Below are 18,656 nucleotides of genomic sequence, written 5' to 3'. Positions count from 1 at the left end.
TTTCTTTCCACTTTTCCTAGCATAGCGGAATCAAATGATTTGTCAATCAATCTTTTGCCACACCTTCATATAAATAACTCGATGAATAATAGTGTTTGGCAATTTTCTTTCCATTTAAATGTTGTTCGAGTGCTTTGAAGCCGACTTCCATCATCTCGTTCGGTGACTGCACGACAGTGGCATTGACCTTCCCATTTTGAATGAGCGGATAGATATCTGAAATCCCGTCGACCGAAACGATCGTCTTGTCCGTCAAACCATGACTTTCTAAAGCCCGGACGACACCAAACGTATTATCGTCATTGTGTGAAAAGATTGCATCAAACGGAATCTTTTCTTCTAACCAACGTGACATCTCGATTTCAGCTTGGAATGTGTCATAGTTCCCGGTGATGGATGCAATGATCTGAAAATCGTCGCCATGTTGCTTTTCGTACTCTCGGATACCAAGACTTCGGTCCATCGTGGAGCGAACTTTCGGCGTCCCCCTCACTTCGACCACGCGAATCGGACGTTCGAGCTCACTATACTTGGCAGCAATTTGTTCGGCCGCCATCCGACCGATATCGACATTGTCGGAAACGACGGATGTGAGCACACTCGGATGATCAATCATACGGTCAATCGCAATAATCGGAATGTTTTTTCGTTTTGCGCGTTCTAATGAGGGTTGAATGAACGTGTCATCGAGAGTCGTCAAAAAGATGGCCTCGACACCCCGGTCAATCAATGAATCTAGTTTTTCTTTTTCAAGGACACGCGAGTCTTCACTCGTGGTCGGAATCGGGATGAACCCTTTTTGGTTTGCTGTATGCACGAACGAGTCCAGTAGTTTATTCGCATGCTCATGTTTATCACTGACAAACACAAATCCGACTTCTTTTTCATTCGTTTTTTGCTCTGGGAGTTGAATCGAGGTAATGAGGAGAATCGTCATGGCCCACACGACCGGTAACCAAAGCCAATAATGTTTTAGTCCTTTCATGACGGTTGTCTCCTTGGGATTTTGATTAAAATCGCGGTCCCCTTGTTCATCACACTATCAATCTCCATCGCACCGTTAACGCTCTTCAAGTACTCTTGAATCATATAGATCCCTAGACCATTCCCACTTTCCTTCGTCGTATTGAAGGCGGAACCAACTGTCTTGAGTTGTTCCTCACTCATGCCAATCCCGTTATCTTCAATCAAGAAGCGATATTCCTGCTCCGTAAAGAGGACCGTCACGACGACACTACCTTCAGCCCCTTTTGATTCGACGGCATCGACCGCATTTTTGAAGAGGTTGTAGATGATTTGAACGAGCATATCAAAGGATGCATAAAATGGAGGCATGTCGTTCGGTACAAGTAATTCCCATTTTGTCGGTCGTTTGTAACATTCGGCATCCATTAAAAATTCAAGTCGTTTCGCAAAGTCTAACATGTTGATCCAATCTTCGTTTTTACCAGCCTGATCTGGTTTGGCGAGCGTCAACATCGTTGAAATCAAATCATTCGCCCGCTCCAGTTCTTTGATGGCGACATCCACCATATCTGAGCTACCTTGACCCTCGCGCACCATTTGTAACGTGATGTGGACGGGAGTTAGAGGATTTCGAATTTCATGGGCAATTCCCGCGGCCAATTGACCGAGTGAGGCTAATTTTTCTTGATGCAAAATCAACTGTTGCTGACTCAACTGTTCACGTCGTGACGTTTCCATCCGTTGTGCATAATCGTTATACGTGTCGAGTAGCGTCTCCACTTCTTTCGAACCGGTTCTTTCCAACGAGATCGTTCCGAGCGATTGTTGTTGTTTAATTTGATTGACCAGCTCGACAAGCGGATTCGTTAACGTCCGGGAAAGCAACAATCCAACGAGAATGCTCAGGAAGAATGTAACGAGCGCAATCATCAAATACTGCCAACGCGTGTCGTAGACCGTTTCATAGACGGAGTCATTTTGATGTTTTGCGAGCATGCTCCATCCACTGACTCTTGCATCCGGTTCAAACATTACCGTATCTTCATCCGTACTCAAGATTGTCCGTTCGCTTCGATTTAATGCTTCGTCGATGACTTCACGCGATATCCGACGCTCTGCATCTGTGACCAAGTTGAACGAAGTCGTCAACACTTCGCCTTGCTCATCTAACAAGTATAGAATCATGTCATCATTCGCAGATTCCAACGAACGACGATACAAGTCAGAGTTCAAGACACTAATGCTCCCCCCAAAAATACCGATTGGTCGGTTCTCTTCGATGACCGGAACGTATAGGAAAGTTCCCATATCCCCACTGATCATCACAGGGTCACTCATATATAGTTCTTTTCCACTTGCAGTCAATACTTCCGTAAACTTCGGATCGCGTTTCAATACAGAAGAGGCGACTTGTCGCTCCGAGTACCATTTAAATGAGTCTTGATTGACATCATAATAAAAGATGGACGTAAAACTCGTGCGTTGATTCAAATATCCTGTTCGGATCCGTTCTTCAATCCATGGCTCATTTCCAACGTAAGCGCCTAAGTAAACTAAATCCTCATACAATTTCCCAAGTTGGGACTCCACATTCTCAATACTGTCATCGATGGCGTAATCAAATTGCTCTTTCGCCAATTCTTCTGCTCGAGACACCGTGACGCGGTCAGCAGAGAAGGCAAGTGATGAAATGACAAGTGCTAAAATAATGATGATGATGAACGTAATTTGGAAAAAGTACGATTTTCTTAGTTCACGCAATGGTTTCATGCGATTCACGGCGTCCCTCCTCTCTAACCTAAAAATTATAGCATGAATACACGCAAATCTTTTCGTATTTTCGAAACAATGTTAGACTAATACGTATGAAAGCACTTCGAAAGGAGCCTTCGTCTTCATATGAAAGTTAAAAAAATTAGCCCACGCGGATATTGTTATGGTGTCGTCGATGCCATGAAGCTCGCAAATGAGGCCGTCGCAAATCCAGATTTGCCACGCCCGATTCATATACTTGGAATGATTGTCCATAACCGTCACGTCACGCAGGCGTTTGAGGATCTCGGTGTCAAAACCGTTGATGGAGAAGACCGCATGCAAGCGCTCGAAACCATCGATCGAGGAACGGTCGTCTTCACGGCGCACGGCATTTCACCACTCGTCCGGAAACGTGCCATCGAGAAAGGATTGACGATTGTAGACGCCTCTTGTCCTGACGTCTTAGTCACACACGATTTGATTCGTGAGAAAACGGCAGAAGGATATGATGTCATCTATATCGGAAAACATGGGCATCCGGAACCGGAGGGTGCAATTGGTGTTGCACCAGACCATGTTCATTTGATTCAATATGAACATGAAATCGATCAGTTGCCGAGTCGCTTGTTCGAACGAAAAATTTTGGTGACGAACCAGACGACGATGAGTCAATGGGACGTTTCCGCATTAATTGAAACGATTCAAGCCCGTTATCCTCACGTGGAAGTGCATAATGAAATCTGTAACGCGACGCAAGTTCGTCAAGAAGCCGTCGCTGAACAAGCGGGAGACTGCGAATTATTGATTGTCGTCGGAGATCCCAAATCAAATAACTCCAATCGCTTAGCACAAGTTTCAAAAGAGATTGCCGGAACAAATGCCTATCGGATCGGTGACTTGAGTGAACTTGACTTGAATTGGCTCGAAGGCGTGGAGACCGTCGCTGTGACGTCGGGCGCCTCTACCCCGACACCGATCACGAAAAAAGTCATCGACTTTTTATCGCAATATGACCCAGACGATTTAAGCACGCATGATAAAACGCCATTTCTTGAACTTCGGAGTATCTTACCGAAAGTGAAAGCATTGCGTAAGTGAAGGAATCCCCCATTCTCTCAGAGGATGGGGGATTTTTAGGCTTTACTTGAATTGAAACGGATTCGTGTTGGCAACAGATTGAATCAAGTCGACATTGATTTTCGCTTTTTCAAACTTTTTGCTGAGCACGTCGATCACACCTTGTTTCATGATACTCTCGACATGATGTCCCGGGTCTACGACTGCGAGTCCAAGCGCCATCGCATCATGAGCCACATGGAAATATAAATCACCCGTCACATATGCATCTGCACCTTTGAAATGCGCAGTAGACACATACTTATTCCCGTCTCCACCTAATACGGCAACTTTTTCAATCGAACGCCCCGGGTCTCCGACAACTCGCACGCCCTCAACCCCAAAGCTTGTTTTCACGTGTTCGGCAAACTGTTCAAGTGTCATGGCCTGTTCAAGTCGACCGATTCGCCCTAGCCCAAATACATGACCCTCGATTTCATCGCGCATGAGGTCATACGCCACTTCCTCATATGGATGGGCGTCTTTCATTGCTTTTAGTACACGCTTCTTCTGACTCTCCCGAACGACCGTTTCGATTTTCACCTCGTCCACTTGTTCCGTTTCATGCGGGCGACCGATGAAGGGATCTGTCCCCTCGAGCGGAGTGAATTGCCCCGTTCCGGAAACACGGAACTGACAGTCCGCATAGTCACCAATATGTCCAGCACCCGCTTTTCCTAGAGCCAGGGATACGTCATGCGCATGCGTGGATGGAACGAATACACTTAGTTTATAGACCGGCTCCTCATAGGTCGGGACGAGTACTTTCGTATCGCGGAGACCGATCGCCTCACTCATCCAATCGTTCACACCACCGCTGCATACGTCTAAATTCGTATGAGCGACATAGACCGCGATATCGTGCTGAATACATTTCATCGTAATCTTCCCAGCCGTGGAACGGTCATTGACTTGAGCTAACGGACTAAAGATGGGTGGATGATGCGCGATAATCAAATCGATCTGTTTCTCAATCGCTTCATCCACAACCGATTCAAGTACATCAAGCGTGACCATGACCCGTTTGACTTCTTTGTTGAGCGAGCCAATCTGCAAGCCGATTTTATCCCCTTCGACCGCCAAATTTTTCGGTGCAAATTCCTCAAACAATTGAATCACTTGATTGCCGTTCGCCATTACTGACTCACCTCTCTCATCTTGTCACGCATCCGTTTGAACTCCACTTGTTTTTGAATCAAGGCTTCCGATTGAATGCCAGCTGCCATCTGTCCAAGCACATAATCGAGCTTATCAGCTTCACGACTCCACTTGAGTTTAAATGCTTCTGGTCGCTCTTGAACGAGATATGGACCGAATAACAACTGCCACATGCGCTCGTCCGACTCGTCACTATAAATGGACTCAGTTCCTTTTTCTCCGACAAGGATTTCGTAAACCTTATCATTTTCTTCCACAATTGCCTCTTCGACAAGGACATATCCATGTTCAAGCAGCCAGCTTCGTACGTGTTGCCCATCAACGTTCGGTTGAAGGACGAGCCGTTCGACCGCACCGAGCTTATCTTGACCCGCTTCGAGAATGGAGCGAATCAAACTGCCGCCCATCCCGCAAATCGAGATACACGTCGCTTCATTGGGCTGTAAGACAGCAAGACCATCGCCAAGGCGTACATCAATGGTATCACCTGCCCCAATCAAATCGACTTGTGCTCTCGCAGCTTCCATCGGCCCAACGTTCACTTCACCCGCGATTCCTTTTGAAATGATTCCTTGCTGAAAGGCATAGCATGGGACATACGCATGATCCGAACCAATATCGGCGAGCACACTTCCTTTTGGGATATAATCGACAACCTGCTTCAATCGTCGGTCTAACATGACACGTTCTTGCATACAGACAACTCCTTTGTTCTACTTCTTCCCTAGCGTATCGAATTCTCTACAGTTCGACAACAAAAAACGCACCCCATCATGGAGTGCGTCACCTCTTATTGTTCAATCAACCAGTTCGCAAGCACTTCAGCTTCTTCAGCGGATGCAAGACCTGCTGGCATCGCACCTTGACCGTTGACGATGATGTTTGCGATTTCTTCTGGTGAAAGACGATCGCCGACACCTGTAAGTGCTGGACCGACGCCACCTTCAAGGTTTCCGCCGTGGCAACCTGTGCAACCCTTCGCAGCATACAACTCTTCTGGGTTCATTTCAGTGACTGCTGGACCTTCAGCCGCTTGTTGCGCCTGATTCACCCCAAAATACGATAATGATACCATGGCAATAATTGCGACGATTGCGATTGCCGCAAACGGTAACAATGGATTACGCATTGTAGTTCCCCCTCATGTTCATTCCAAATTTCTATCCAACACTATTTTACTCAAAAAATAATAAAGAAGGAAGGAAAATCACTCATTTTCCTTCCTTTCTTCTAAAACTTCACACTTTATTCAAATATGAAATTAATCGAGGAAGTCTTTCAAGCGTTTGGAACGGCTCGGGTGACGCAATTTACGAAGGGCTTTCGCCTCGATTTGACGAATCCGCTCACGTGTGACACCGAATACTTTACCAACTTCTTCGAGTGTGCGTGTGCGGCCATCGTCTAGTCCGAAACGCAGGCGAAGGACGTTCTCTTCACGGTCTGTCAACGTATCCAACACGTCTTCTAATTGCTCTTTCAACAATTCATAGGCTGCCGCATCTTGAGGAGCCATCGCATCTTGGTCTTCGATGAAGTCACCGAGATGTGAATCGTCTTCTTCCCCAATCGGTGTCTCTAAAGAAACAGGTTCTTGGGCAATCTTTAGAATTTCACGGACTTTCTCAGGTGTGAGTTCCATCTCTTTGGCAATCTCTTCCGGAGAAGGTTCGCGACCGAGGTCTTGAAGCAATTGACGTTGGACACGAATCAATTTGTTGATTGTTTCCACCATGTGTACAGGAATACGAATCGTACGGGCTTGGTCAGCAATCGCACGTGTGATGGCTTGGCGAATCCACCACGTCGCATACGTCGAGAATTTGAACCCTTTCATGTAGTCGAATTTTTCGACCGCTTTAATGAGTCCCATGTTCCCTTCTTGAATCAAATCAAGGAAGAGCATCCCACGACCGACATAACGCTTCGCAATCGACACGACGAGACGTAGGTTCGCTTCTGCGAGACGTTTTTTCGCTTCTTCGTCCCCTTGCTCGATTCGTTTAGCGAGCTCCGTCTCATCTTTCGCACTGAGAAGGTCGACACGTCCGATTTCTTTTAAATACATCCGAACCGGGTCGTTGATTTTGATTCCAGGAGGTACTGATAAGTCGTTCAAATCGACTTCTTCATCCTCTTTTTTCGCAGGTGTTTCTTCTGCGTCCGCAGCATCTTCTGTGACACGGATATCTTTAGCCTCTAAATCTTCGATGAAGTTATCGATGAAATCCGAATCCACCTCGAAGTGACTAAGGCGATCTTGGATTGCTTGCATTGAGACGACGCCTTTTTTCTTACCTAACTTCTCAAGTTCCTCTATGGCGTTAAATAAATCCTCTTTCTTCTTCTCTGCCATCTAGCAGTTCAACTCCTTCCAAACTTCATCCACGATCATCGCTCTCGAAGACGACGACTACGGGCAATCAATTCTTGTAGCTTGGACGCCTGGTCTACAATACTTTCGGCGTCTTGAGCGATTTCCCTTTTTGCACGCTCGATTTGACGTTGCTCCTCATAACTGTTTATCACCCGAATGTATTCGTCTAAAACCTCTTCAGACAGTTCATCCGGTCCAGCCATCAGACGGATCTCTGCAAAACGCATCGCATAATCAGGGCGTTGATCGCAATAACGCTCCATGAACGAAAGCGTGATTTGATCAAACTCATCCTGTGTCATCGTATCGGATACGATTTCATACAATGCTGACCCTAACATACGATGGGTTTCATCTTGATAACGAAGCCCTAAACGGTCGCGTACGAAACGGACCTGCTCCGGTCCCGTCAACATCGCACGCAACAAGTACTTCTCGGCTTTCATCCAACGAGGCTCACCTGTTTTACTCGAACGCTTCCGTACCGGCTCTACAGGTTCCATCGCACGGTTGGGAGTTGATTCACTTGACGTCGGACGAGGAATTCTCGAACGGAGCGTCTCTAGCGGAATCTCAAACTCATCCGACAGTTTCTTCACATATAAATCTCTTCGAATCGAATCATTTGTCTTCCCGATCTCTTCAAGCATAGATTCAATAAAGCGAATCCGTTCTCCTTCTCGGTTCAAGTTTTTTCCTCGCCGGTACATGCGATTCATAAAATCGAGAACACTCAACTGCTCAGTTTCAATAAACTGCTGCCAGTGAGTTGCCCCATGCTGACGGATATAGTCATCTGGGTCCGTCTTTTCCGGTAGTGGCAAAACTTGTACATCGAGTGGAGACGCTTCTAAGAGGCGAATGACTTTTTGTGTCGCTTCTTGTCCCGCGTGGTCTCCGTCATAACAGATAATGACTTCATCCACGATTCGAGATAGCGCCCTCGCATGTTGAGGAGAGAACGCGGTTCCGAGCGATGCCACAACTTCTTGTGTGCCCGCTTGCGCGACTTGTAAAACGTCAACGTTCCCTTCAACGAGGAAGACACGCTTTTTCTTACGCATCGTCGCCCGGGCTTGAGAGAAGCCGAACAATAACTCGCTCTTATTGAAGAGTGGCGTCTCAGCCGTATTCACATATTTTGGTTGTCGATCATCAATCGCTCGTCCACTGAAGCCAACGATGGTGCCGTCTCGATCCGCAATCGGAAAGACGACCCGTCCTTCAAATCGGTCAAAATATTCACCGGACTTCGACTTTGAAATCAAACCTGCCTCAACCATTACTTCTAAATCAAACCCGCGCCGCTCCAACAGCTCGACAGTAAAGCGTCGTTGGTCTGGGGCAAAACCGATCTTGTATTGCGCAATCGTCTCTTCAGCCAGATCACGATCCCGTAAATACGTTAAGCCCACTTCTCCAGCTTCTGTTTTCATCAACACTTCATGATACAAGTCAGCGACAAGGCGATGCGCATCACGCATCTGTTTGCGCCATACCTGTTCTCGCGTCAGTTCCTCGTCCCCTCGGATCCCGTCTACCGAAATATTCGCCCGTGTTGCCAAGCGTTCGACCGTCTCAGGAAACGACAATCCCTCGGTTTCCATCACGAACGTAAATACGTTTCCGCCGGCGCCACAACCGAAACAGTGATACATCCCTTTTTCAGGTGAAACGGAGAAAGAAGGTGAGTTTTCGGAATGAAACGGACATAATCCGACAAGGCGGTGTCCTTGTTTCTTTAATTCGACACGTTCGCCAATCAATTCTACGATATCGGTCGCTTGTTTCACTTCTGCGATGACTTCATCTGGTATTCGTGGCATGTTGACCACTCCCTGTTTCCAATCTCGCAACGAAACGGAACGCTCATCACGTTCCGTTTCACTGTACTGTCAATACTCTATTATACCCTCTTGAAGCAATGATTACTAATTGAAACACTTACTCATTCAATCATCTTTAGACTGTTCAAGATGACGCAAGATGATCCCTGCCGTTTCTTCAACTGCTTTGTTCGTCACATCGATGACATCGCAACCGATTCGTTCATAAATACCACGCGCATACTCGAGTTCACGATTGATTCGCTCTAGCTGCGCATAATCTGCTTCCGGCTTCAAACCTAGCGATTTGAGACGTTCCATTCGGATTGAAATCAGCTTTTCCGGGGAGATGATCAACCCGACACATCGTTCAGCAGGCAAATCAAACAATTCCTCAGGCGGTCTCGATTCTGGAACGAGTGGCACGTTCGCGACTTTATATCGTTTCAGTGCCAGATATTGAGATAGCGGCGTCTTTGACGTTCGAGAAACACCGACCAACACGATATCAGCTTTTTTCAGGCCACGTGGGTCCCGACCATCGTCATACTTGACGGCAAACTCCATCGCCTCGATTTTTCGGAAGTAATCATCATCCAATCGATAGATGAGCCCCGGCTTTTCACGTGGCGCTTCTTTCAATTGGCTAGATAATACATCGAGCAAATCTCCGAGCAAATCAACCGTTTTCACTTGATGCGCTTTACCAAGTCGCATGAGAAGGGCGCGATGTTCCTCATTAACGAGCGTGAACGCAATGATGGCCTGTTGTGCTTTTGCTTGCGTGACGACATCGATAATCGTCTGCTCATCTTCGACGAACGGAATGCGAAGGGTTTCGATCGCATTCTCGTGGAATTGGATACTCGCTGCGCGGACGACGAGTTCACACGTCTCTCCGACCGAGTCACTTACAACGAACACGAGTTGTTTCGTAGTCAATTCGATTTCCTCCTCAGATCGACTCATCGTTCGCTAACGCAATGAGCACCTTCGTCATATTGGTCTTCGTCATACGGCCCAGTACAATCAATTTCCCATCTTTTTCTTCTACGACGGGCATGGCATCGATTTGTTTCTCAATCAATTTCATCCCAGCTCGAATCAACGTTTCTGTTTTCTCACATACTGTAATGTTCGGCATGCGGGTCATGATGACGTTGACGGGTAACTGGTCTAAGTCTTGATTTCCGATGGCCGCACGAAGGAGGTCTTTACGAGATAAAACTCCGACTAACTCCCGGTCACGTCCGACAACGAACAATGAGCCGACATCTTCTAAGAACAACGTGACAATCGCATCATATACCGTCATCTCATCCCGTACGACTTTCGCAGAAGACATGAAGTCGCCTACGGTCAGCGAATCTAACTTTTCTCGTAGCATCGACGAATTCCGTTTGCCAACGAACGTGTAGCCGACACGAGGTCTAGCTTCAAGTATGCCTGTCATCGTCAAAATAGCGAGGTCAGGCCGCAGGGTCGCACGTGTCAATGAGAGCTCTTGTGCGATTTGTTCCCCTGTGATCGGCCCGTTCTCCTTCACGATCTCGGCGATTTTTTGTTGGCGTTCATTCAGTTGCATAGCCAACCCCCTCTAGTTTGTTTAGAGTACGAGCGCGTTGAAATCTGCGACACGCTTAATCGTCGTTGCAAGTCGGTTCATTTCATGGAGACGGTTTTTGCGGACCGCCTCATCATCACTCATAACCATTGTATGTTCGAAGTACATCATAATCGGTGATTCGAGTTGTTGTAGAAGGTCGAGCGCTTTCTTGTAATCTCCCATCTCGACAGCTTCGGCTGTTGCAGGAGCGGTCTGTTCAATCGCATCATGCAATGCAATCTCATGATCGTTCTCAAACAAGGAAGGATCGACATCTCCCGCTTCACCTTTTTTCGAAATGTTCACGACGCGCGACAATTGCTCAATCAACGCCTTCGCATCCGTCGATACAAATTCTTGAATCGCGTCTGCGCGAGCATCGAGTCGCACAACCGTCAATGAGGTCGTCAATACGGCGTCAATCACATCATAACGAACCTGCTGTTCTTGCAGGCGATATTTCAAGCGCAATTTGAAGAACTCATCTAGTTGTGCCTTAACTTGTTCTTTATCGGCTTCATAGAGTCCTGCTTCCAGTTGTAATTCGACAACTTTTGAAAGCAACGTGTCGATTGAGAGATCAATCTTCCAATCTCCAAGAATCTGAACGACACCTTGGGCCTGGCGACGAAGCGCGAACGGGTCTTGTGAACCGCTCGGAATCATCCCGATGCCAAAGAATGCTGCAATCGAGTCTAATTTGTCGGCAAGGGCAAGAACGGCACCCGTTGCCGTCTCTGGAGAAGCGTCCCCAGCAAAGCGTGGCATGTAATGCTCACGGATTGCCGCTGCCACTTCCTTGTCTTCACCTTGTTGGAGTGCATATTTCTCACCCATGATTCCTTGAAGTTCTGTGAACTCGTATACCATCTGGCTCACGAGATCAAATTTATGAATGGCACCAGCACGGCTTACTTTTTCAAGGTCTGCCTCGAACAACGGTGCAAGTTCCTGAGCGATTTTCGTCACACGACGCGCTTTCGCACCAGTCGTTCCCAATTTTTCATGGAAGACGATGCGATCGAGACGTCCGAGCTGATCATCGATTTTCGTCTTTTTGTCTTCTTCATAGAAGAACACGGCATCCGCAAGACGGGCCCGAATGACTTTCTCGTTACCGCGCGCTACATTTTCAAGGTGCTCGGCATTCCCGTTTCGTACCGTCACAAAATAGTTTTTCAACGTTCCGTCGAGATAGACCGGGAAATAACGTTGATGCTCTTTCATCGTTGTGATCAATACTTCTTCAGGCAAGTCGAGGTACGCTTCATCAAATTCCCCGAAGAGAGCGGTCGGCCATTCGACTAAGTTTGTCACTTCCTCAAGCAAGTCGGCATCAAGTGGGATCGTCCATCCTTGTTTCGTGGCAAGCTCTTGAATTTGACGTTCGATTTCAGCTTTACGCATCTCGTAGTTCGCCATGACAAAAGCAGACTCTAATGTCTGGACATATTCGGCAGGTGATGAGATGACCACGTCCCCTTTACTGAGGAAACGATGCCCACGCGTTACGTTATTCGTGTTCACACCTTCGATTGTGAAGTCGATGATGTCTTGACCAAAGAGGGCGATCAACCAACGAATCGGGCGCATATACCGTAGGCTGCTCGTTCCCCATTTCATGTTTTTCGGGAACGTCAAGCTACGGACTACATCTTCAAGACCGTTCAATAGCGAGAGCGTCTCTTGTCCCTTTTCATGGCGTTCCGCGAAGACGTACTCGACTCCTTTTTCTTCTGCGAAATAGAGATCTTCTACTGTCAATCCGCGGCCACGCGCAAAACCTTGTGCCGCTTTCGACCAGTTACCTTCCGCATTTTGTGCAATCTTTTTGGCAGGTCCACGAAGGGTTTCTGTCAAATCTTGTTGCGTTTCAGCCACATCCCGAACGATGACAGCCAAACGACGTGGTGTCGAGTACACTTCGATTGAGCCAAAATCAACACGCGCCTCTTTTAAGAACGCATCAACACGTTCCGCCAACTGTTTCTCTGAACGCAAGACATATTGAGCTGGCAGTTCCTCTAATCCAATCTCTAACAGAAGGTCACGCATTCAAGTCACCTGCTTTCTCTTGTTTCAAAAGTGGGAATCCAAGGCGTTCCCGTTCTTCAATAAATTTAGCGGCACACGCACGCGACATGTTCCGGACACGCTGGATGAAGCCGGTACGTTCCGTCACAGAAATGGCGCCTTTCGCGTCCAACAAGTTGAACGTATGCGAACATTTTAGAATGTAATCGTATGCAGGGAAGACAAGGTTTTCTTCAAGCGCACGCTTCGCTTCTTTCTCATACGTATCAAATAACGTGAACAACATGTCGACGTCAGACAGTTCGAACGTATATTTCGAATGTTCAAATTCTGGTTGATAGAAGATGTCACCATATTTGAATCCGTCCGTCCAAACAAGGTCGAATACACTTTCTACTTCTTGAATGTATGAAGCGAGACGTTCAAGTCCGTATGTGATTTCCACGGCAATCGGGTCACACTCGATTCCACCGACTTGTTGGAAGTACGTGAACTGCGTGATTTCCATTCCGTTCAACCAAACTTCCCAACCGAGACCTGCTGCTCCGAATGTCGGGTTTTCCCAGTTATCTTCGACGAAACGGATGTCATGCTCAAGCGGATTGATGCCAATCAGTTCAAGACTCTCCAAGTACAACTCTTGAATGTTGTTTGGTGACGGCTTCATGATCACCTGAAACTGATGGTGCTGGTAAAGACGGTTCGGGTTTTCTCCGTAACGACCGTCAGCTGGACGGCGTGACGGTTCGGTATAACAGACGTTCCACGGTTCTGGCCCAAGGCTTCTGAGGAATGTCATCGGGTTCATCGTCCCGGCCCCTTTTTCCACATCGTACGCCTGCATCGTCAAACAACCTTTTGACGCCCAAAAGTTTTGTAGCGTGAGAATGATTTCTTGCACTGTCATGTGCTTCATTAATGACACCTCCAATAGTATTGAAACGACAAAAAACGCCCCTATGTGCCTAGCACATAGGGACGGGATTGATTCCCGCGGTTCCACCCTACTTGCCCCAATCATGGGACCACTCTTAAAAGATGTGGGCGCTCTGGAATCGCCATTCGCTCTTCTCATGACACCCGGCTCACACCACCCCGGACTCGCTTCATTCATGACAGGAAGAGTTACTTTTTTCCTTCGTCGCGCACGCTATTTCATTTGTCTAATCGTACATCATCGTATCGAATTCACTATGAAAAGTCAATCCTCATTCAGATGAAGTCGAATCATTTGATCGAGCACCCGCTTCGTCTTCAATCGTAGTCCACTATACGATTCCATATACGCATCAAAAAGCTGACGCAAAAGGACTCTGGACTCATCCGATAGCGGAACGTTCCGAAACTCTGACAATTCGTGCTTACTCATCAAATAAAGTAGTTTCGCCAATCGTTCGGACAGCCGGATCACACCTTCTTCTGGATGTCGCGCACATAAAAAGCCACCGGACGCGACAGAGAAGTACATGGGATCCGTCACATCTCCACAGCGCACACATCCCGTCAAGACTGGGGCGACGCCTAATAGATGCAAAATACGTAATTCAACATAGTGCGTGATGACATCTGCGTCCATGCCCGCATTCAGTGCCTGCAAGGCATCCCGTAATATTCGAAACAATGGACGATTTTGGACACGATCCTCGACAGATCGATCAACAAGTTCTAACCAATACATCGCATATGCCATCCGTTCGACATCTTTTCGGATTTCAGGATAAGACGTCATGACGTCAGATGATTTTAACTGAGCGAGTCCTCGGCTAGACGGAAAGATATAGACACCTTCCACAAACGGCTGACTCGATGCGTGAAACCGGCTACCCGGTTTCTTTGCGCCCCGTGCCATGATCGCGACTTTGCCAAGTTCCTCTGTAAACAATGTCACGACTTTATTCGATTCCCCATAATTAACGGTACGAACGACGATTCCCGTGACTTTTTGTAACATGGCTCAATACTCGTCGTCGCGGAAACCGAGGTCACGAAGCTGACCCATCTTGTTACGCCAGTCTTTCTGCACTTTTACCCATAGGTTCAAATAAACTTTAGTCCCGAGAAGCGCTTCGATATCATGGCGCGCGTCTGTTCCAATTTCACGAAGCATAGCCCCTTTTTTTCCGATGATGATTCCTTTTTGCGAATCACGCTCCACCATGATCACGGCTTCGACATCAATCATCCCAGAGTTCTCACGTTTCTTGATCGATTCAATGGCTACAGCAATCGAGTGAGGGACTTCATCGCGTGTCTTATGCAACACTTTTTCACGAATCATCTCCGAAATGATGAATCGCTCCGGGTGGTCCGTCACTTGATCGGCCGGATAATACATCGGTCCTTCCGGTAACAATTTCTTGATCTCACCTAAGAGCGGTTCGACGTTGTTGCCTTGTAGCGCCGAAATCGGGACGTACGCCGCGAAATCCAATTCGTTCGTATATTGTTCAATCACTTTCGGAAGTTCATCCGGATGGATTAAATCGATTTTGTTCATGACGAGAATAATCGGTGTGTCGAGCCCTTTGAGTTTCTCAATAATAAAGTCGTCGCCAGCTCCACGCGGTTCCGTCACGTTCACCATGAAGAGAATCGCATCAACTTCGCGTAATGCGTTCGTCGCCACTTTCATCATGAAGTCGCCAAGACGGTGTTTCGGTTTATGAATCCCTGGTGTATCGATGAAGATGATTTGGGAATCATCGGTTGTGTACACACCTTGCACCTTATTTCGTGTCGTTTGTGGTTTATCCGACATGATGGCAATCTTTTGTCCGATCACACGGTTTAAGAATGTCGATTTTCCAACGTTCGGTCGCCCGATAATGGAGACGAATCCGGATTTAAAATCTTCTTGATACATATTGCACCTGCTTTCTCAATTTCAGAACTATTAGTATAGCATGTTCCATAGCCGTGGACCGAATATTATGAGCGCCGTTACGGCAGCACCAAATGAAGCGACTAAAACGGCTCCTGCGGCAACATCTTTTGCTTGCTTCGCGAGCGGATGGACGTCTTCTGTCACGAGATTAACCGTTCGTTCGATTGCCGTATTCATCATTTCCATGCTAATAACGGCAATCACCCAACCGAACAAGATGACGATCTCGAGCCTTGTCGGCTGTAACCAGATGGAAAAGACGAATACGAGAAAAGCCGACAGGAGATGGAGTCGCATGTTCCGTTCCGAACGAACGGCATGGAGGATTCCCTCACATGCCACACGGAACGGTCTCACACGTTGCCTCGCTTCAACTCAAAATGAGTGAGCACTTCTTCTTGCCTTGCCGTCATCTCCGCTTCTTCCTCAGATGTCATATGATCATACCCAAGCAGATGGAGAAACCCATGAATTGCTAAAAAGCCGAGCTCCCGCTCAAACGAATGACCATAGTCAGCTGCCTGTTCTCGGCAACGTTCTACCGAGATGACGAGGTCACCGAGAAGATGTGGCTCATCTTCATCGAGCATGAAATCCATCTCGTCATCCCCCATCTCATCAAATGCGAAACTGATGACATCGGTCGGGGCATCTTTGCCTCGCCATTCTCGGTTCACTTCATGGATTTCCGCATTTGTTAAATACGTGACCGACAATTCGCTCGGCTCTTCCACCTCTTCTAGTTGGGCGGCATGTTGTAAAATCGACTCGACGAGCTCGATTTGAGATGTAGTTAACAATTCATGTTCATCGTTCGAGATGATTTGCATGTAATTCTCCCTCTTTCTTTAATTCTGGGTATTCGATTCGTTCGTGGAACAAGCCGGTCAGCGTCTCACACGCGCTCTCTCCGACGCGCCAAATTTCTTTCGTCGTCAATTCACATTCTTCGAACTGCCCATCCGCCAACTTGTCACGAATAATGGTTCGAACGAGCATTCGGATTTTTTCTGGCGTCGGTTGTTTCTGCGAACGGACAGCCGCTTCGATTGAATCGACGATCATGACAACGGCAGCCTCGCGCGATTGTGGCTTTGGACCTGGGTAGCGGAAACGAGACTCTAACACCTCTTTATCAGGATCTTCCTTCGCTTTAACGTAGAAATATTTCAATAAAGACGTTCCGTGATGCTGCTCTGCTATATCGATGATTTCTTTCGGTAACTTATAACGTCGCAACAGATCCGCTCCGTCATAAGGATGAGCCATAATAATGTCTGCCGATTCTTCAGGCGTCAAGCGATCATGAGGATTCCCTCCACCTTGTTGATTTTCAATGAAATGAAGGGGACGCTCCGTCTTCCCAAGATCGTGATAATAGCTTGCGACACGTGCGAGAAGACCATCTGCGCCAATCGCCTCACATGCGGACTCTGCCAAGTTCGCCACCATCATACTATGATGATACGTACCAGGTGCCTCCATTAAAAGTTTCCGCAGCAGCGGATGCGTCGGACTCATCAATTCCACAAGTCGACCAGAAGACAAGACGCCAAACCACGGTTCCAAAAATGGCAGGAAGCCAAACGTCAAGACAATGGAGAGCAAGGCGCTAATGACGGCAAATCCAGAAAGATACATCGCCATTTCCCAGGAAACTTGCACGTTCCGAAGTAAGAGTAACGCGATGACCATGATGATGTTGACGAAACCGAGCAACACCCCTGATAAGAATAGTCGCTTCCGCTGAATTTTCGGTTCAACTAAAAAGACAGCTAGAAAACTACCCGTCGCCACATACACGAGCGTCATGAAATTCGTGCTCTGTCCGAACGTGACAACGACACTCCCGGCAATCATCGTAATGAAGGCCGAGGCGAGCGCAACTCGTTCATCGATCAAGATGCGTAGAAGCAATACGACGAACGCTGTCGGCGCTAAAATATAGGCATATGTCGTAAAATCGACACCGATATATCCGACACCAAAAAAGACGCCGAGTTGTAAAAGTAGCAAGCCATAGACCGTCACTAAGATTTTCGGACTCAGTAACAGGTCTTTGATTTTCGAGCGGATGAGCATGAATAGAAACCCACCGGTCAACAATGCGCTGAGCAAGAATGACCCGAATAATGGTGCAAGGGAACGATTCGGATCGATGGCTCCAGATAGCTCTAATTTCCGATATATCTCTCGAGTCACCACCTCACCTTGACTGACGAGTAACTGTCCTTCTTGAATGATGACAGGATCGACAGCATCGACGGCCTCTTGTTCTTTTTGACGGGTCGCCTCAGAGTCAAATACATAGTTCGGTACGATGAGTTCATCGCTTAACGTTTTCGAAATGGCGCGGAACTCAAACGAGAGCGGCGATTGATCGATAATCGCTGCTGCTCGGTCTCGAGCCGCAGCGACCGCTTCATTACTCGTCTCAATCCGGTCGTCCATCACTTGTTGTAACGCAGTGACTGTGACATCTTCTACCGTTTGTCGAGTGTCCTCACTCGCTTCAAGAAGCGAATTCAACTCTTCATCAGCTAATACCCCGTTCGCCTCTGTAGAATTTAGACGGTTTTTAATGTCCGCCAGTTCAGTCTCCTCATCCGTCTGATCGAATGCTGCGAACAACTGCTCGACTTTAGCGATTTGTTGGTCTGCAAATTCTTTTCTCAAGGAGAATTGACTGCCGACACCATTTGTCACTTCTTGTTTCAATCGTTCGGTCGCAACACGGTCCTCAACCGTGATCGGAGACCGAATATCCTGTTCGGCAATCCCAAGCGGTTCCACACTGATGATGGATGGGCGCACGGTAAAGTATAGAATGGCGCCTAATAAGAGAAAGAAAATCAACGAGATGGTCGCGACTGTCCAGTTTTTAGCTTGCTGCATTCGTGCCCCCCCTTTCACGATCTGGTGACCTCACCCGTA

Annotated in this window: 17 protein-coding genes; 1 reads left to right on the top strand and 16 read right to left on the bottom strand. The window is 47.4% G+C overall.

The window, feature by feature from the left end; all coding sequences use genetic code 11:
- Window positions 1–46: 46 nt before the first annotated feature.
- Window positions 47–985, bottom strand: a complete 939-nt coding sequence (locus KNO61_RS01985) for a sugar ABC transporter substrate-binding protein (RefSeq protein WP_078147145.1) — start codon at window positions 983–985, stop codon at window positions 47–49.
- A complete protein-coding gene (locus KNO61_RS01980; protein WP_251024933.1) occupies window positions 982–2,736 on the bottom strand; it encodes a sensor histidine kinase in 1,755 nt (584 codons plus the stop codon). The genes KNO61_RS01985 and KNO61_RS01980 overlap by 4 nt, the downstream gene beginning before the upstream one ends.
- 129 nt (window positions 2,737–2,865) lie before the next feature.
- On the opposite strand from KNO61_RS01980, the gene KNO61_RS01975 reads away from it, so the two are divergent.
- Window positions 2,866–3,819 carry a 4-hydroxy-3-methylbut-2-enyl diphosphate reductase gene (locus tag KNO61_RS01975; protein ID WP_012726636.1) on the top strand — a complete coding sequence of 318 codons (954 nt, stop codon included), beginning with the start codon at window positions 2,866–2,868 and terminating at the stop codon, window positions 3,817–3,819.
- 42 nt (window positions 3,820–3,861) lie between these two features.
- On the opposite strand, the gene KNO61_RS01970 is transcribed toward KNO61_RS01975, so the two are convergent.
- The 14 genes from KNO61_RS01970 to KNO61_RS01905 all read right to left on the bottom strand — a co-directional run bounded on the left by KNO61_RS01970 (window position 3,862) and on the right by KNO61_RS01905 (window position 18,617).
- Window positions 3,862–4,974, bottom strand: a complete 1,113-nt coding sequence (locus KNO61_RS01970) for a Nif3-like dinuclear metal center hexameric protein (protein ID WP_214872558.1) — start codon at window positions 4,972–4,974, stop codon at window positions 3,862–3,864.
- Window positions 4,974–5,690 (bottom strand): tRNA (adenine(22)-N(1))-methyltransferase, encoded by a 717-nt coding sequence (locus KNO61_RS01965; protein WP_214684010.1) that lies wholly within the window; start codon window positions 5,688–5,690, stop codon window positions 4,974–4,976. The genes KNO61_RS01970 and KNO61_RS01965 overlap by 1 nt, the downstream gene beginning before the upstream one ends.
- Window positions 5,691–5,785: 95 nt before the next feature.
- A complete protein-coding gene (gene cccA, locus KNO61_RS01960; protein WP_012726639.1) occupies window positions 5,786–6,124 on the bottom strand; it encodes a cytochrome c550 in 339 nt (112 codons plus the stop codon).
- Window positions 6,125–6,256: 132 nt separating this feature from the next.
- On the bottom strand, window positions 6,257–7,351 hold the full coding sequence (rpoD, locus tag KNO61_RS01955; RefSeq protein WP_012726640.1) for an RNA polymerase sigma factor RpoD: 1,095 nt from the start codon (window positions 7,349–7,351) through the stop codon (window positions 6,257–6,259).
- 35 nt (window positions 7,352–7,386) lie between these two features.
- A complete protein-coding gene (dnaG, locus tag KNO61_RS01950; protein WP_214872557.1) occupies window positions 7,387–9,198 on the bottom strand; it encodes a DNA primase in 1,812 nt (603 codons plus the stop codon).
- Between the two features lie 126 nt (window positions 9,199–9,324).
- Window positions 9,325–10,167 carry a pyruvate, water dikinase regulatory protein gene (locus KNO61_RS01945; RefSeq protein WP_078147151.1) on the bottom strand — a complete coding sequence of 281 codons (843 nt, stop codon included), beginning with the start codon at window positions 10,165–10,167 and terminating at the stop codon, window positions 9,325–9,327.
- Window positions 10,154–10,783, bottom strand: coding sequence for a transcriptional regulator CcpN (gene ccpN / locus KNO61_RS01940; protein ID WP_078147152.1), 630 nt, complete (start codon window positions 10,781–10,783; stop codon window positions 10,154–10,156). Before ccpN ends, KNO61_RS01945 begins: the two co-directional genes overlap by 14 nt.
- A gap of 21 nt (window positions 10,784–10,804) precedes the next feature.
- Window positions 10,805–12,859, bottom strand: a complete 2,055-nt coding sequence (gene glyS, locus KNO61_RS01935; RefSeq protein ID WP_214872556.1) for a glycine--tRNA ligase subunit beta — start codon at window positions 12,857–12,859, stop codon at window positions 10,805–10,807.
- Window positions 12,852–13,745: a glycine--tRNA ligase subunit alpha gene (gene glyQ, locus KNO61_RS01930; protein WP_196431848.1), complete on the bottom strand. Its 894-nt coding sequence runs from the start codon at window positions 13,743–13,745 to the stop codon at window positions 12,852–12,854. The genes glyS and glyQ overlap by 8 nt, the downstream gene beginning before the upstream one ends.
- A 294-nt stretch (window positions 13,746–14,039) precedes the next feature.
- Entirely contained in the window at window positions 14,040–14,789 is a 750-nt protein-coding gene (gene recO / locus KNO61_RS01925; protein WP_078147154.1) for a DNA repair protein RecO, read from the bottom strand.
- A gap of 3 nt (window positions 14,790–14,792) precedes the next feature.
- The gene (era, locus tag KNO61_RS01920; protein ID WP_214757443.1) at window positions 14,793–15,701 is read right to left on the bottom strand and encodes a GTPase Era; all 909 of its coding nucleotides are present in this window, start codon (window positions 15,699–15,701) and stop codon (window positions 14,793–14,795) included.
- 30 nt (window positions 15,702–15,731) lie between these two features.
- Window positions 15,732–16,079 (bottom strand): diacylglycerol kinase family protein, encoded by a 348-nt coding sequence (locus KNO61_RS01915; RefSeq protein ID WP_214757446.1) that lies wholly within the window; start codon window positions 16,077–16,079, stop codon window positions 15,732–15,734.
- A complete protein-coding gene (gene ybeY / locus KNO61_RS01910) occupies window positions 16,076–16,552 on the bottom strand; it encodes an rRNA maturation RNase YbeY (RefSeq protein WP_078147156.1) in 477 nt (158 codons plus the stop codon). Before ybeY ends, KNO61_RS01915 begins: the two co-directional genes overlap by 4 nt.
- Window positions 16,530–18,617 (bottom strand): HD family phosphohydrolase, encoded by a 2,088-nt coding sequence (locus KNO61_RS01905; RefSeq protein ID WP_078147157.1) that lies wholly within the window; start codon window positions 18,615–18,617, stop codon window positions 16,530–16,532. The genes ybeY and KNO61_RS01905 overlap by 23 nt, the downstream gene beginning before the upstream one ends.
- Between the last annotated feature and the right edge of the window lie 39 nt (window positions 18,618–18,656).

The organism is Exiguobacterium sp. s140, from assembly GCF_018617035.1.
GTDB lineage: Bacteria > Bacillota > Bacilli > Exiguobacteriales > Exiguobacteriaceae > Exiguobacterium > Exiguobacterium profundum.
Note: the sequence above shows the minus strand (reverse complement) of the source record. Positions and strands in the feature narration are given on the sequence as shown.